Source organism: Ideonella lacteola (assembly GCF_038066555.1).
GTDB classification, from domain to species: domain Bacteria; phylum Pseudomonadota; class Gammaproteobacteria; order Burkholderiales; family Burkholderiaceae_C; genus Ideonella; species Ideonella lacteola.
Map to the genome: position 1 here is coordinate 46187 of NZ_JBBUTG010000031.1, position 14978 is coordinate 61164.

Annotated in this window: 11 protein-coding genes; 5 read left to right on the plus strand and 6 right to left on the minus strand. The window is 68.4% G+C overall.

Annotated elements, in window-relative coordinates:
- The first annotated feature begins 62 nt into the window (after positions 1-62).
- Together AACH06_RS27645 and AACH06_RS27650 are read left to right on the plus strand one after the other, a co-directional pair.
- Positions 63-1091, plus strand: coding sequence for a hypothetical protein (locus AACH06_RS27645; protein WP_341429035.1), 1029 nt, complete (start codon positions 63-65; stop codon positions 1089-1091).
- A 72-nt stretch (positions 1092-1163) separates the two neighbouring features.
- Positions 1164-2039 carry a pirin family protein gene (locus AACH06_RS27650; protein WP_341429036.1) on the plus strand — a complete coding sequence of 292 codons (876 nt, stop codon included), beginning with the start codon at positions 1164-1166 and terminating at the stop codon, positions 2037-2039.
- A 53-nt stretch (positions 2040-2092) separates the two neighbouring features.
- Here the strand turns inward: AACH06_RS27650 and AACH06_RS27655 are convergent, their stop codons facing one another.
- The gene (locus tag AACH06_RS27655) at positions 2093-4336 is read right to left on the minus strand and encodes a hypothetical protein (protein WP_341429037.1); all 2244 of its coding nucleotides are present in this window, start codon (positions 4334-4336) and stop codon (positions 2093-2095) included.
- A gap of 134 nt (positions 4337-4470) precedes the next feature.
- Positions 4471-5430 carry an AraC family transcriptional regulator gene (locus AACH06_RS27660; protein WP_341429038.1) on the minus strand — a complete coding sequence of 320 codons (960 nt, stop codon included), beginning with the start codon at positions 5428-5430 and terminating at the stop codon, positions 4471-4473.
- A gap of 151 nt (positions 5431-5581) precedes the next feature.
- Here AACH06_RS27660 and AACH06_RS27665 point away from each other — a divergent pair, with 151 nt between their 5' ends.
- The 3 genes from AACH06_RS27665 (at position 5582) to AACH06_RS27675 (ending at position 9743) form a co-directional block, all read left to right on the plus strand.
- Positions 5582-6058, plus strand: coding sequence for a (2Fe-2S)-binding protein (locus AACH06_RS27665; RefSeq protein WP_341429039.1), 477 nt, complete (start codon positions 5582-5584; stop codon positions 6056-6058).
- A gap of 16 nt (positions 6059-6074) precedes the next feature.
- On the plus strand, positions 6075-8330 hold the full coding sequence (locus AACH06_RS27670) for a xanthine dehydrogenase family protein molybdopterin-binding subunit (RefSeq protein WP_341429040.1): 2256 nt from the start codon (positions 6075-6077) through the stop codon (positions 8328-8330).
- A 687-nt stretch (positions 8331-9017) separates the two neighbouring features.
- Complete coding sequence (locus AACH06_RS27675) at positions 9018-9743, plus strand: DUF3466 family protein (RefSeq protein ID WP_341429041.1); 726 nt, start codon at positions 9018-9020, stop codon at positions 9741-9743.
- A gap of 298 nt (positions 9744-10041) precedes the next feature.
- Here the strand turns inward: AACH06_RS27675 and AACH06_RS27680 are convergent, their stop codons facing one another.
- The 4 genes from AACH06_RS27680 to AACH06_RS27695 form a co-directional block, all read right to left on the minus strand.
- Positions 10042-10488 (minus strand): SRPBCC family protein, encoded by a 447-nt coding sequence (locus tag AACH06_RS27680; RefSeq protein WP_341429042.1) that lies wholly within the window; start codon positions 10486-10488, stop codon positions 10042-10044.
- Positions 10489-10616: 128 nt separating this feature from the next.
- The gene (gene msbA, locus AACH06_RS27685) at positions 10617-12389 is read right to left on the minus strand and encodes a lipid A export permease/ATP-binding protein MsbA (protein ID WP_341429043.1); all 1773 of its coding nucleotides are present in this window, start codon (positions 12387-12389) and stop codon (positions 10617-10619) included.
- On the minus strand, positions 12382-13005 hold the full coding sequence (locus AACH06_RS27690; RefSeq protein ID WP_341429044.1) for a tyrosine-protein phosphatase: 624 nt from the start codon (positions 13003-13005) through the stop codon (positions 12382-12384). The genes msbA and AACH06_RS27690 overlap by 8 nt, the downstream gene beginning before the upstream one ends.
- Before the next feature lie 267 nt (positions 13006-13272).
- On the minus strand, positions 13273-14553 hold the full coding sequence (locus AACH06_RS27695; protein WP_341429045.1) for an NAD(P)/FAD-dependent oxidoreductase: 1281 nt from the start codon (positions 14551-14553) through the stop codon (positions 13273-13275).
- Positions 14554-14978 lie beyond the last annotated feature (425 nt).

Here is a 14978-nt window from a genome sequence, read left to right on the forward strand (position 1 = left end):
CAACGATAGGGCGGCGCCGGAACCCGTCACCGGATGGAACACCACCAGGAGGGAGAACAACGATGAAGAACGAACAACTGCCGGCCGTCGAAGTGAAGGTGAAGCAGCCGCCGGTGCTGTTCAGCAAGACCCAAGGCTTGATCGGCCAGCTGTCGCAGCGGCTCGGTGGCCCCGTGGTGGCTTACTGGAACGGCGCGCGCGGCTCGGTCTGTCACAGCGACGTGGTGGCGCTCTACCACGTGCTGTCGCGGCTGGGTGAGCACGAGACCATCTACCTGTTCCTGAAGTCGGACGGGGGCAGCGGCCAGGTGTCTTTGCGCTTGGTGAACTTGCTGCGGCAGCATTGCCGGTGCCTGGTGGCGCTGGTGCCGCTGGAGTGTGCGTCGGCCGCCACGATGGTGGCCATCGGCGCCGATCGCATTCTGATGGGGCCGACCGCGTATCTCACCGCCGTCGACACGTCGCTGAACCATGCGCTGTCGCCGCTGGATCGGGACAACGATCGCGTCAGCGTCAGCCTGAACGAGCTGCAGCGGGTGATCCGCTTGTGGCGCGAGCAGCAGGCCCAGGGCGAAGCCGTGCCCGAGAACGCCTACAAGGCGCTGTTCCAGTACGTGCATCCGCTGGTGATCGGCGCGGTCGATCGGGCCGAGTCGCTGTCGCTGATGCTGTGCCGCGAGCTGCTCGCATACCACATCGCCGATGCAGCCAAGGCCGAATCGATCGCGGGTGCGCTGAATGGCAAGTACCCGTCGCACGGCTACCCGATCCTGCTGGACGAGGCTGTGAAGATCGGCCTGCAGGCCGAGCGCATGCCGGCGGACGTGAACGCGCTGCTGGTGAAGCTCAACGCCTGCTACAGCGAGATGGGACAGAAGGCCACGACCGACTTCGACGAGGTGCGCGCCCACAGCAACGAAATCGCCAACATCTGGGAAGCGCAGGGTGCACAGGTCTACTACCAGCAGGACAAGGACTGGTTCTACCGATCGGAAGAGCGCCGCTGGATCACCCTGAACGACAACAGCGGCTGGCGTCGCATCGAGCGCGTGGGGGGGCGCATCCAGCGCGGCCTGCTGCACGTGGCCTGACGCGGGCCGCGTACCATCGCGCGTTGTGGCTGGCGTCGCTGCCGGCCGTGGTCCCCCACAAAGGAGCGCGCGATGGTGCGATGGTCACCCCGGGTCACCGATCTGGCCGGCGGTCTGCAGGTGCGGCGGGCGCTGCCGGTGGCGGCACGTCGCTCGGTGGGGCCCTTTGTCTTCTTCGACCACTTCGGACCGGTGACCCTCGCCGCCGAGGCGGACACCGACGTGGGCCCGCACCCGCACATTGGCCTGGCCACCGTCACCTATCTGTTCGAGGGGGGCTTCATGCACCGGGACAGTCTGGGCACGGTGCAAGAGATTCAGCCCGGTGCGGTGAACTGGATGACGGCGGGCCATGGCATCGTGCACAGCGAGCGCACGCCGCCGGGGCAGCGCGGGCAGCCGCGGCGCCTGCACGGGCTGCAGCTGTGGGTCGCCTTGCCGGCCGAGGCCGAGCAGAGCGAGCCCAGCTTTCAGCATGTGCCGGCGGCGAACATTCCCGAATGCGTCCATGAAGGAGCGTCGGTGCGCGTGTTGGTGGGTGAAGCCTTGGGCCTGAGCTCGCCGGTGCGCACCGCCTCGCCCACGCTCTACCTTGACATTGAGCTGCCGGCGGGCACCCCTTGGCACCTGCCTCGGCTGGCCGATGAGATGGCGCTTTACAGCCCCACCGAGTGCGTGGAGCTGGACGGCGAGGTGCTGGCGGCTGGCGAGATGGCGCTGGTGGCGGGGGCCGAGGGCGCCACCGTGCGCGCGGCGCTGCCGGCGCGGGTGGTCGTGATCGGCGGCGCCCCGCTGGGCCCACGCCTCATCTGGTGGAACTTCGTGGCCACCGATCGCAGCTTTATCGAGCAAGCCGCGCAGCGGTGGTCCACGCAAGCCTTCCCGGTGATTCCGGGGGAAGAGGGGGGGCTGCTGATGCCGCCGCGGCCGCTGCACCCGGGGGTCTGAAAGCGCCCGCAGCGCCGGGGTTGCGCCGGCCCACCTGTTCGGCAGATGGGCCCTCAGGGCCGGGCGGATGAGGTCGCCGCGCCCGCGCCCGGGGGCGTCCAGGCGAAGAAGCTCAAGGTGTCTGCCCAGATCTCGCCCATGTGCGTGGTGCTGATGGCGCAGTCCTCCCCGGGCTTCAGATCCTCGCCGTCGCACTCGCCGAAGGTGCCCGTCAGCCACAGCTCGGGTCTTCCGTCGTGGTCGATGTCGGTGATGCGTTCGACGCTGCCGCTGTCGTACTGGTAGGCGAAGCGCAACGGAATGCCAACGACCTGCAGCCTGCCGGCAGAGAGCCAGAGCAACAGCCGATCTTCGGTGTAAGGCCAGGCGGACGAGGTGGGTGGTGCGGTGTCGGGTGGGGCGTTGCCCCACAGTCCCAGTGCGATCACATGCTGTTGCCCGTCACGGCTGCGCCAGGCCGCGGCACTGTCGATCTGGCGATGCAGTTGCTCGAGTGTCTGCACCAGGCGCGCACTGCTGTCGGCCGGGGCGCCGAGTTGGCCCAGCAGCGCGGCCAGGTGGCTCATCCGGGCACGCAAGGCATCGTTGACCTCCTTCTCGCTGGCACTGGCTGCCGCCTCGGGCCAGGCCGGCAGGTTGAGCGCAGCGAATACGTCTGCGGGCGGCACGCGGCGCCCGCTGCCCGGCAAGGGCTCGGTGACCTGCTGCGGCTCGCTGACCCACTGGCGGCACAGCGCCTTCACATCCGCAGGGGTGCCGGTGGCCTCGGGGCCGAAACACGCGGCGCCGCCGAGGGTCAATCCGTCGAGCAGGTGCTCGTGCAAGCCCTCCGTGACTTTCTCGATCAAGGGTTTCAGGGCGAGGCGAAATGCGGCGGCTTCGGCCTCGGAGGCTCGGGCGAGCCATGACCAATCGGGCTCGATGCATCCCACGCCCGATCGGCTCCGCGCCGTGCCGATCTTGCCCGGGTTGCCTGTGGCCTGCGACGTCCAATGGGAGATCGCGATGCTGGCCGACAACGCAGGGGGCGTGCGCTTGAGCCAGCGCTGCGTGGGTTCACAGCCTGGCGTGTCGGGCATCGTGGCCAGTTGAGCACCCAGGCTGGCGGCGCCGGCAGGGTGGGCCGCCAGCGACTGCAGCGCCGGCCAGGGGTTCGCCAACCCGCGGTCGTCGCGCAATTCCGAGATCACCCAGTCGCGCTGCCGGTCGTTGGCGACCGCGTCGAGCACCGGCTGCAGCCGCGCCAACTGCTTCAGCGCCGATGTGACGGCGTCCGCGCTCCACAGGTCTGGCGCGCCACCGATCGAGATCAAGGTCGCCCGGGTCAGCGCGGCCAGGCGCAACGCTTCGGTGAGACGCGCCTGGCGCGGGGCTTCACCGTCGTTGGGGCCCCAGAGCGTTGTCGCCGGCCAGACTTCGGCGTGGATGCGGCGCAGGGCCTCAGGCAGTTGACGGTCGCCCGGGCTCACGCTGGCCCACAACGCGGCGGCGAGTACGCAGTCGTCCGGGCCGGTGCCCGCACAGCCACGCCGCTTCAGGTGAGCGGCCAGGCGCTGTCCCACCAGCGGCTCGGCCCGCGCCCGCAGCGTGCGCGCATCGGCTTCGGCCGCCGCCCGCGCCTGCGGCGTGTCGAACGCGCTGGTGACCCAGCCGTTGCGTTCACGGATGCAGAAGCCGAAATCCAGTTCCTCCGACCCCGGCGAAGCCAGGCCATAGAGACCCGTGCCGCGATCGACTTCCGCATCAAACGGCGAGCGATCCGGATGCACCCAGACTCGCCGCGGCATGCAGTTCCACAATGCGGCGAACGCGATGGGCGTGTCCTGCCAGTGGTGGAACGGCCCCCGCATCCGAGCCAGGTAGCGGGAACCGTTCTGCGCGGCGGCAGGGTCGGCGCCCGTGCCCGCCGAGGGAGCCTGGCTGAACCAGCGGTCCATCTGACGGACGATGTCCGAGGGTGAATCGAAACGGAGCAGGTCCCCTTGCCCGGCCCACATCAGCCCGGCCTCCCGATGCGGCACGCTGAGTTGCCGGAACTGCAGGCCGCCATAGAGCCGGGCCAGCCGCTCGGGTGTCGCCTCGCGGGGCGTCAACGACGACCACTTCTGCGGCGACGTCTTGAGTGCGGCGTCGATGTCCGCCACCACCGCCCGGAGCTCGTCGTCCGACAACGCGGCCGGGCCTGAACGGCTACGGGCCCACCAGCTCATCGCGAACAACAAGCCCAACAAGACCACCATCAGCGCGGCGATGCGCTGCCAGCGTTTCGCGCGCTCTTCGACTCCCTCGTCCCTCATCGTTGTCTCCTGGGGCCTGCCGTCACGCGACGTGCGTTCGGCGGCCCGGGACGGATGGTACGGGCCGACGCGCCACCCTCGCCGCCGCGGAGACGGCGCACATCGGCAGCATCAGCAGATGCACCGGGGCGGTGTCACGCGGCGGAGTCTGCCGCCTGCGGCTGGCCGCGCAGGCCGGCGATGTCGCGCATCGGGGGCGCACCGAACTGCCGGCTGTACTCGCGGCTGAACTGCGACGGGCTTTCGTAGCCCACCCGGAAGGCCGCCGTCGAGGCGTCGATCCGATCGGCCAGCATCAGCCGGCGCGCCTCCGTCAACCGCAGCCACTTCTGGTACTGCAGCGGGCTCATCGCCGTCAACGCGCGGAAGTGGTGGTGGAAGGTGGATGGGCTCATCCGCACCATCTCGGCCAGGGCTTCCACCCGCAGGGGTTCAGCGAAATGGGTCTTCAGCCAGTCGATCGCCCGGCCGATCTGGTGGCTCTGGCTGCCTGCCGAGCCGATCTGGCGCAGCTTGTCGCCCTGCTCGCTCATCAGCAGGCGATAGACGATCTCTCGCTGTATCAGGGGGGCCAGGGCGGGGATGGACGTGGGTTCGTCCAGCAGAGCCACCAGCCGCTGGAAGGCGCCGAGCAAGGCGGGGGTGACCCGGCCGGTGCCCATGGCACGCTCGGCCGCCTGCGGACGGGGCGGCGGCACATGGCCGTCCATCATCAACTGCGCAATCTCGTGCGCATCCAACCGCAACATCACCGACAGATAGGGGCGCTCGGGCGTTGCTTCGAGAATCTGCGCCACCGCCGGCAGGTTCAGCGAGGCGATCAGGAAATGGTCGGGGCCGTAGACGAAGCTGTCGTTGCCCAGCAGCACCCGCTTGCTGCCTTGCACGATCAGCGCCACGCCGGTCTCGTAGATGCCGCACACCGGCCCGGCCGAGGTGCCGCTGCGGAACATGGCGAGGTTGGGCAGATCGGGCAGGCGGAACAGCTGCCCCTCCGGGGCTCGCTGCTGGATCGCGGCCGCCAGCGAACGCCGCGCGGCCTCGACGCGATCGTCGTCGGCATCGGGAACGGGGGGATGAACTCTTTGCAGCATGGCGGCGTCGAGGTGGTGGCCGGCCAATGCTACGCCGCCTGATTGCCGGCTGCTCGCGTCCTCCGGACGATCAGGCAATGAACTCGCAGCTTCAGGCTAACAGCCACCCCGGCGCCCGATCGACACTCGCCGGCTTACAGGAGGACTTCGCATGACGACCACCTTGAACGTCAATGGCCGCGATCAGCAGTTGGATGTCGACCCCGGCACGCCCATCCTCTGGGCGCTGCGCGACACGCTGGGCATGACCGGCACGAAATTCGGCTGCGGCGCCGCGCTGTGCGGCGCTTGCACGGTTCACCTCAATGGCCAGGCGATTCGCTCATGTGTGACGCCGGTTTCGGCCGCCGCCGGCCAGAAGGTCACCACCATCGAGTCGGTGACCGACGGGCACGACAAGGTCGGCCAAGCGGTGCACGCCGCGTGGGTGAAGCACGACGTGGCGCAGTGCGGCTACTGCCAGAGCGGCCAGATCATGACCGCCACCGCGTTCCTGAAGTCTCTGCCCAAGGGCAAACGCCCGACCGAGGCCGAGATCGACGCCGCGATGGCCGGCAACATTTGCCGGTGTGGCACCTACGCCCGGATCCGCGCCGCGGTGAGCGATGCGGCCAAGGCCCTGGCCTGAACAAGGGGAGACGACGATGCTCTACGACAAAGCCCTGACGCCCGAACTGGCTGCCGAACTGCCGAAGGTCTTGCGGGCGATGCTCGCGCGTGACACGGCGCCGGCAGGCGGTGCCGGCCTCGCCCGCCGCAGCTTCCTGAAGCTGTCGGTGGCCGGCGGGTTCGCGATCGGTGCCTTTCCCGCCCTCGCCGGCGCACAAGGTGCCGCACCCGCTACGGCCGGCCTGAAACCGTTCCAGCAACCGGGGGCGTTCGTGCACATCGCGGCCGATGGCACGGTGACGGTCACGATCAACCGGCTGGATTTCGGGCAAGGCGTGCAGACCGCGCTGCCGATGATCCTCGCCGAGGAGCTGGATGCCGACTGGTCGAAAGTTCGCAGCGTGCACGGCACGAACGATCCGTCCTATGTCGACCCGCTGTTCGGCATGCACCTCACGGGCGGTTCGGGCTCGATCGCTCACAGCTACATGCAATACCGAGAGCTGGGCGCGCGGGCGCGGGCGATGCTCGTGTCGGCCGCTGCCGCACGGTGGCAGGTGGACGCCGCGTCACTGAGCACCCGCGATGGCGCCGTGCTCGGCCCGGGCGGCAAGCGCCTGGGCTACGGCGAGCTGGCGGACGAGGCCATGAAGCTGCCGGTGCCCGAGACGGTCAAGTTGAAGGACCCGAAGGACTTCCGTCTGATCGGGCAACCCACCACCCGCATCGACGCGCCGGCCAAGAGCAGCGGCCGCCAGAGCTACGGCATCGACATGCGTCTGCCGGGCATGTTGACCGCGGTGGTCGCGCGCCCTCCCGTTTTCGGAGCCCGTCTGAAATCGGTGGACGATCAGGCGGCCAAGGCGGTGCCGGGCGTCAAGGCGGTGCTGCGCGTGCCGGTGGACCGGGGTGGCGAAGGCGTGGCGGTGATCGCCGAAGGCTACTGGCCGGCCAAGCAAGGGCGTGAGGCGCTGAAGGTCGAGTGGGACCTGTCCGGAGTCGAGCGGGTCGACAGCACCCAGCAACTGGCGGCCTACCGCGCACTGGTGGGCCAGCCGGGGCCGAAGAAGTACGACGCCGATGTCTCCTCGCTGAAAGATGCGCCCAAGCGCATCGAGGCAGAGTTCGTGTTCCCCTACCTCGCCCATGCGCCGATGGAGCCGCTGAACTGCACCGTGCAGCTCAAGGGCGGCCAGGCCGAGCTGTGGATGGGCTCGCAGATGCCGGGCCTGGACGGCATGGCGGCGGCCCAGGTGCTGGGGGTGCCGCCGCAGAACGTGCAGGTGCACGTGCAGATGGCCGGTGGCGGCTTCGGCCGGCGCGCCATCCCGACGAGCGACTACGTCGTCGAGGCCTGCCAGGTCGTCAAGGCGGCGCAGGCCGCGGGCATCGCGGCGCCGATTCGCACGCTGTGGAGCCGCGAAGACGACATCCAGGGGGGCTACTACCGGCCGATGCACCTGCACAGCGCCCGCATCGGCTTCGACGCCGAGGGCCGCGTGCTCGCGTGGGACCACGTGATCGTCGGGCAGTCCATCCTGGCCGGCTCGCCCTTCGAGCCGATGATGGTCAAGGACGGCATCGACACCACCGCCGTCGAGGGTATGAAAGAGCCCTACGACGTGCCCATGCGCTTGACGGTCCACCACCCGAAACAGAACGTGCCGGTGCTGTGGTGGCGCAGCGTGGGCTCGACCCACACCGCCTACGTGATGGAGACGCTGATCGACGACATCGCGCGCCAGACACGGCAGGATCCGGTGGCCTACCGGATGAAGCTGATGGGCGAGCATCCGCGTCACCGCGCGGCGCTGCAACTGGCCGTCGACAAGAGCGGCTATGGCAAGAAGAAGCTGCCGGCCGGGCGCGCCTGGGGCGTGGCGGTCCACGAGTCGTTCAACACGGTGGTGGCCTATGTCGTCGAGGCGTCTGTGCAAAAGGGCAAGCCCGTGCTGCACCAGGTCACGGCCGGCGTGCACTGCAACTTCGTCGTCAATCCGCGCACGGTCGAGGCCCAGGTGCAGGGCGCGGCGCTGATGGGTTTGTCGATGTGCCTGCCCGGCGCTGCGATCACCTTGAAAGACGGTCAGGTCGAACAGCGCAACTTCGGCGACTTCGCCGTGCCGCGCATCACCGACATGCCCAAGATCGCCGTCTACACCGTGCCCAGCGCCGACGCCCCCACCGGCATGGGCGAACCTGGCCTGCCGCCCCTGGCACCGGCCTTCGCCAATGCGATCGCCAAGTTGACGGGCAAGGCACTCCGCGAGCTGCCGTTCAAGATGGCTTGATCCGATGGGGCCGTGAGCCCCTTCGGGTCGCCGGTTCGGGCCGCCATTCCAGCCTGCCAAAAAGGGGGTGGCGAGGGCCCGCCCCCCTGCTGGCCCCGGCCTCCGCAAGCGGTGGCGGCTGCGCTAACTCAGCCGGGCAGGCTCGGCCGGGGTTGCATCGTGCCGCTGCTCTGTCTCGGCCGGTTGGATGGCGCTGGCAGATGCCGTCAGCGCATGCGCCTCATCTGTTTTGTGGGTGGGCCCTCAAGACCGAAGCCGGGAGGCGGGCCTCCATTGGCTAGTATCGCCAGGCCCATGGCCGTCGGTGACGCGCAGGCGACGCCGCACGGGCGGGCTCAGGCCATTCACCCACCCAACCAACCAAGATCCTCATCCATGTCGATATCCATAGCGCGCTCTGCCATCGCGAGTGCCGTCGTTTGTCTGTCGTTGGCCGGAGCGGCTTCCGCGGCTGCTCCGAAATACAAGCTCGTCTTGCTCGACGGCACGTCGGCCGTCACCGACGTGGCCAATCATGGGTGGAGTGTCAGCAGCCTGTCCAACCAGCCGTCGGATCAGCGCTGCCAGCGCCAGGCGTGTGCCCCGGTGCCGTCATTGCCCAGTGACCAAGGAGCGGCGTCAGCGCGGGCGGCGGCAGTGAACAACCTGGGTCACGTAGCCGGCTCATCCGCGACAGGCGATGGAACCGTGCTCCATGCGATGCTCTTCAACGGGACACAGACGATCGATCTGGGCATCGTTGACACCAGTGGCGGTATCGGCTGCACGCTGGGCAGTTCTGCCTCGGCCCTGAATGACAAGGGCCAAGTGGCCGGCGCATGCACCGTTGGGGACGGAGAACACTATGTGGCCTTTCTTTGGCAGAGTGGGGTTCTGAAGACCCTGGGCACGCTGGGCGGCGCCGCCAGCGGTGCCGCCGCCATCAACCGCAAGGGGCACGTGGTGGGCGATTCGGAACGGTCCGATAGCTTCACGCACGCCTACGTTTACCGTAACGGCAGGATGCGCGACCTCGGCGTGTTGGAGGGCGACCTCAATTCGACGGCGACCGGCATCAATGATGCAGGCCTGATCGTCGGCAACTCCTTTGGCGCGGGTGGGTCTCACGCCTTCATCCACCAAGATGGCGTCAACACCCGGCTGCCCATGATCTCTGGCGCCCAATCCAGCTCGGCAAGTGACATCAACAACCTGGGGTGGGTGGTGGGCCAGGCTTATGGCCCCAAGACGAACCATGGATGGGTATACGACGGCAATGCGGTCTATGACCTCAACCTGCTTCTGACCAACGCCGACCCGCGTTACACGGTGAAGGCTGCCCGTCGGATCGCCGACAACGGCCACATCGCCGCCGATGTAGTCGATGGCCAGTCGGGCCGCACGGTGGGTGCGACGCTGGTGCCGGTGAAGTAGCGGACATAGTGCAGTGTTTGATGCGATTCGGAACATCAAACCGTGCCTTTGGCCGCCTGGCGTCGTTGCAAATCCTCGCGATGCCACCGGGGCATCGCTGTGGTTTGCACCTCGCCAGACGACCCAATCCATCGGTTTTCTTGAGTTCCACCCTGCATCAAACGCTGCACTGGCGAGCGGCAAAGGGGCGCTGATCGGCGCCCATTCGCGATGCGCTCCGGGCGGGGCTCAATCCGTCAACGGCACATGGCTGACGCAGCTCCATGCGCGCATTCGTCAATGACCGGTGTTCCCGGCGTCAGCCCGGAATCTCCGGCTCGACCAGCTTGGCCAGCTGTTCCAGCGACTCCTGCCAGCCGAGGTAACACATCTCCGGCGGAATCACGGCCGGGATGCCTTCTTGCACGATCTGTACGTCGACGCCGCAGATCACCGGGGTGAGGGTGACGGTGGTGCGCATGTCTCCCGGCAGGTTCGGGTCGTCGAAGCGGCTGGTGTAGACGATGCGTTCGTTGGGCACGAGATCGAGGTAGTCGCCGCCGAACGAGTGGCTGTTGCCGCTGCCGAAATGGGTGAAGGACGCGCGATGCGTGCCGCCCACCCGCGCGTCGATATGGTCCACCGTGCAGGTGAAGCCGTAGGGTGGCAGCCATTTGGCCATGGCGGCGGGCGTCAGGAAGGCGCGGTACACCCGCTCGGGCGGGCAGCGCAGGACACGGTGCAGGCGGACGGTGCCGGTGGTCATGGGAATCCTTTCGGTGGAGCGGCGGTGGGCCGGGAATCGGCACCTATTCTCCGCATACCCGCACGACGATCGACCGATGGCGTTTTCGACCGCAGGGCGACTGCCGCAGGCCCAAGGTCTGCAGCGGGCTACGCCGCGCTGGCGCCCGGTGCGCTGAACTGGGCCTGGTGCAGCCGGCTGTAGTGCCCGCCCCGCGCCAGCAAGTCGGCATGGCGACCCCGCTCGACGATGCGGCCCTGGTCCATCACCACGATCAGATCGGCATGCTCGATCGTCGACATGCGGTGGGCGATGATGAGCGTGGTGCGACCGGCCATCAGCTCCGGCAGCGCCTGCTGCACCTGGCGTTCGCTCTCGTTGTCGAGCGCCGAGGTGGCCTCGTCCAGGATCAGCAGCGGCGCATCCTTCAGGAACGCCCGGGCGATCGCGATGCGCTGCCGCTGGCCACCCGACAGGTTGAGCCCGTTTTCGCCGCAGGGCGTGTCCAGGCCTTGCGGCGCGCGTTCGATGAATTCCCAGGCGTGGGCGGCCCGGGCGGCGCGCTCGATCGCCTCGCGCGGTACGTCGGGCCGGCCGTAGGCGATGTTGGCCGCCAGGGTGTCGTCGAACAGCACCACCTGCTGGCCCACCAGTGCCAGCCGCGCGCGCCACTCGGGCAGCGGCAGTGCATCGATCGGCGTGTCGCCGTAAAGGATGTGACCACTTTCGGGCAGGTAGAAGCGCGCGAGCAGGTTGGTGACGGTGGACTTGCCGCTGCCCGAGGCGCCGACCAGTGCCACCGTTTGGCCCGGCGTCAACACGAGATCGAAATCGACCAGGGCCGGCCGCGCCTGGCCGGGGTAGGTGAAGCCCACCTGCCGGAACACCAGGGGCTTCGCTTGGCTGTCGGCCGCCACCCATGAAGCCGTGCTGGCCGTGCTGGCCGCGTGGTCGGGTTCTACCGGCGTGTCCAGCAGTTCGAAGATGCCCTGTGCCGCGGCCAGGCCGTTCTGGATCGTGCCGTTCACGTTCGACAAACGCCGGATGGGCTCGAACAGCATCGCCATCGCCGCGACGAAGGCGCCGAAGTCGCCGGGCGTCAGTGGGTTGGTCTGCGTCAGCGTGGTGGCCATGAAGATGACCGCGGAAACCGCCATCGCCGCCAGCACCTGCACCAGCGGCACGTTGGCCGCCTGCACGCGGACGGTCTTCATGGTGGCCTTGCGCAGCCGCTCGGACAACGCATTGAAGCGGCCGGCTTCGTAATCGCGCGCGCCGAAGATCTTGATTTCCTTGACGCCGGTGAGGGCCGATTCGACCAGCCCGGTCACCTGACCCACCAGTTGCTGCACCTGTCGGTTCGAGCCCCGCAGCTTGCGGCTGGCACTGCGGATGATCACCGCCACCAGCGGCGCCACCACCACGATCAACAGCGTCAATTGCCAGGCGGTGTAGAGCAGGAAGGCGGTCAGGCCGATGATGATCATCGTGTCGCGCACGACGATGATCCAGGCGTTCGACAGCGCCTGGCCCACCTGCGGAATGTCGTACAGCACGCGTGACAGCATGCGCCCATGCGTTTGCGCCTGGTGCACCGACAGCGGCAGCCCGGTCTGGTGGTGGAACACTTGCTGGCGCAGGTCAGTGATCGCCCGTTGTGCGATCCACTGGCTGGCCAGGTTGGCGCAGTACTCGGCCACGCCCTTGGCCATGAAGGCACCCATGAGCAGCAGCGGCAGGCGCCAGGCGGGCTCGCGGTTGTCGCCTGAAAACCCGTGGTTGATCAGCGGCTTGAGCAGCGCCGGAAGCGCCGGCTCCAGCAGTGCGGCGACCGTCATCGCCAGCAGCGAGATGGCCACCACGTGGCGATAGGGGCGGATGTAGCCGAGCAGGCGGCGGTACAGCTTCCAGCTGTCACTCACGGTGCAGCACCTTGTCCAGGATCCAGTCGCCCAGACCGTTTTCCTTGCGCAACTGGCGGAAGTCTTCGTGCAGCGCCTTCTTGTTGTAGCGGGTCCGAGCCCATTCCATGAAGCCGATCGGCTCCTTCGCGTTGTCGGCCAGGTATCGCTCGAAGAAATAGTCGAGCACCGCGGTCTTGCCCATGCGGAAGTGGCCGAAGCGCCAGTTCAGCTCGCGCCGGGCCTCCGCGATGGGCACGCCCATGCGGAAGTGCCTGTACAGCGCACTGCCCAAGCCCGCCCGATCGGCGCCCGATTTGCAGTGGATCAGCGCGGGGTACTCGATCGATTCGAACAGCGCCTGGGTGGCTTCGAGCGATGTCAGGTTCGGCGCCTGCCGGGAGTACAACTTGTGGTCGACCAGCCGGATCCCCAGCTCGCGGCAGGCCTCGGCCTCCATCGCATACGAGCCATACCCGTGGTGGCCGCGCAGGTTGATGATGGTCTTGATGCCGAAGCGTTGCTGGTAGGCGCGGATTTGCGCCGGGCTGGGCTGCGACAAGCGGTACATGCCGCCGCCCAGGTCGTGGAAGTTGTTGTAGATCGCGCGGATGAACCCGTGGTCCACCAGATGCATGCTGAGCCATGCCCGAAGGCGGCCGAGGCGGGTGGAAAGGTCTTGGGGCACGTCGTGAGGAATGAGCGCCCCGCAGGGCGTCCGGGCGGGACTGGCAAGGGCTCGGATTCTAGGGCCCGCGCTCCGGGAGCGGCGCCCTGGGCCAGGCCGCCCCCAGCTGGCCCATAGCTGGCCCATAGCTCGACCCGCGCGGGCACGAGACGCCGGACGGTGCCCGTGTGGCTCCTGAGGCCGCCTGGCCGCTGTCGGCCGGCGACCCCGGGGCCTTCAGTGCAGTTTCAGCCGGCCCGAGACGCGCCGCTGCAGCAGCCGGGCCAGCGCCAGCACGAAGGTGCCGCCCACGCCGAGGATGGCGCGGTGATGCATCAGGTGCAGTGACATGTACATCCACTTCGCGATCAGGCCTTCGACGAAGAAGTTGCGTCCGCCCAGCCCGCCCATCAGGTTGCCGATGCCCTTGTTCTCGCCCAACGACACCAGCGAGCCGAAGTCCTTGTAGCGGAACTGGCCCCCAGGTGCTCGCTCGCGCAGCAGTTGGCTGAGCGTTCCGTACAGAAAGCTGGCCTGCTGGTGGGCGGCCTGCGCACGCGCCGGCACCAAGCGGCCCTCGCCCCAGGGGCAGGCGGCGCAATCACCCAGCGCATAGACCCCGGCGGCCGAGGTCTCGAGCTTGTCGTTGACGACGAACTGGTTGGCCTTCGTGGTGGTCAATCCGAAGCCGGCGTTGGCTTCGGCGGCCTTGATGCCGGCGGCCCACACAATGAGATCGGCCGGGATGTCGCCCTGGCTGGTGACCAGCCGATCCGGCTGCAGCGCCTCCACCCGCGTGCCCGTCAGCACCCGCACCTGCTTGCGCTCCAGCGCTGTTTTCGCCTGGGCCGAGATGCGTTCAGGCAGGCCGGCCAGGATGCGCGGTGCTGCTTCCACGATGGTCAGGTCGAGCCGGAAGGCGTTTTCGGTGTCCAGGCTGGCCAGTGTTTCCTGGTGGGCTTCGATCAACTCGGCCGACAGCTCCACGCCGGTGGCGCCACCGCCCACGATCACCACGCCCAGGCGCTTGTCCGCCGCGAAGGCGCTGCGCGTGAAGGCCGCCTGCAGGTGCCGACGAAAGCGCTCGGCGTCGGCCGCCTGCTCCAGCACATAGGCATGCTCGGCGCCCGGCGTGCCAAAGAAGTTGGAGCCGCTGCCGATGGCCAGCACCAGCCAGCGATAGGTGAGTGTGCGTTCAGGCACGAGCAGCTTGCCCTGCTCATCGTGCATCGCGCCCAGCTTCAGCGTGCGGTTCGTGGTGTCCAGGCCGCGCAGTTCGCCGAGCGTGAAGCCGAAGTGATTGCGGCGGGCCAGCACGGTGTAGCTCAGGCCCTCCTGGTGGGAATCGAGCGTGCCGGCGGCCACCTCATGCAGCGTCGGCTTCCAGATGTGGAACACCGATCGGTCCACCAGCAGCACCCGCCGCGGCCCCTCGCGCCGGCCCAGCTTGCGCCCGAGCCGTGCAGCCAACTCGAGCCCGCCCGCGCCGCCACCGACCACCACCACGTCATGGTGCATGCACCCTCCGCTTGAAGCCTTGTCGTCTCGATGCTAACCGGCGCCACTGTCAGTGGGCTGTCGGTGCCGCATCTCGCATGGGTTCATGCCGAGTACATGAAGCGCGGGTGTGTTCTTCCATCGATTCTGGCGGCGGGTTGGCGGACGGCCGCCCGCCCCCGCGCGACAACAACGCGTGGCAACGAAGGGCGCGGATGTCTAGGGCGTGTTCACACGACGGAGCCCCGATGCGTTGCCACCAGAACCGGTCGAGCGCAAGGCGTAAAACGAAGCCGGGGTGCGGCCCCGGCGAGGCTTTGCAATGCCGCGGGCGGCTGGTTCTGGTGGCAACCCTTCGGGAACGGGCCGTCCAGGGCGCATGGCGGCGTTGCCCAACTTGCCCAGGCACCAGCCTGGGCGGCGTCGGGCGCCTTGCCCTGCATCCC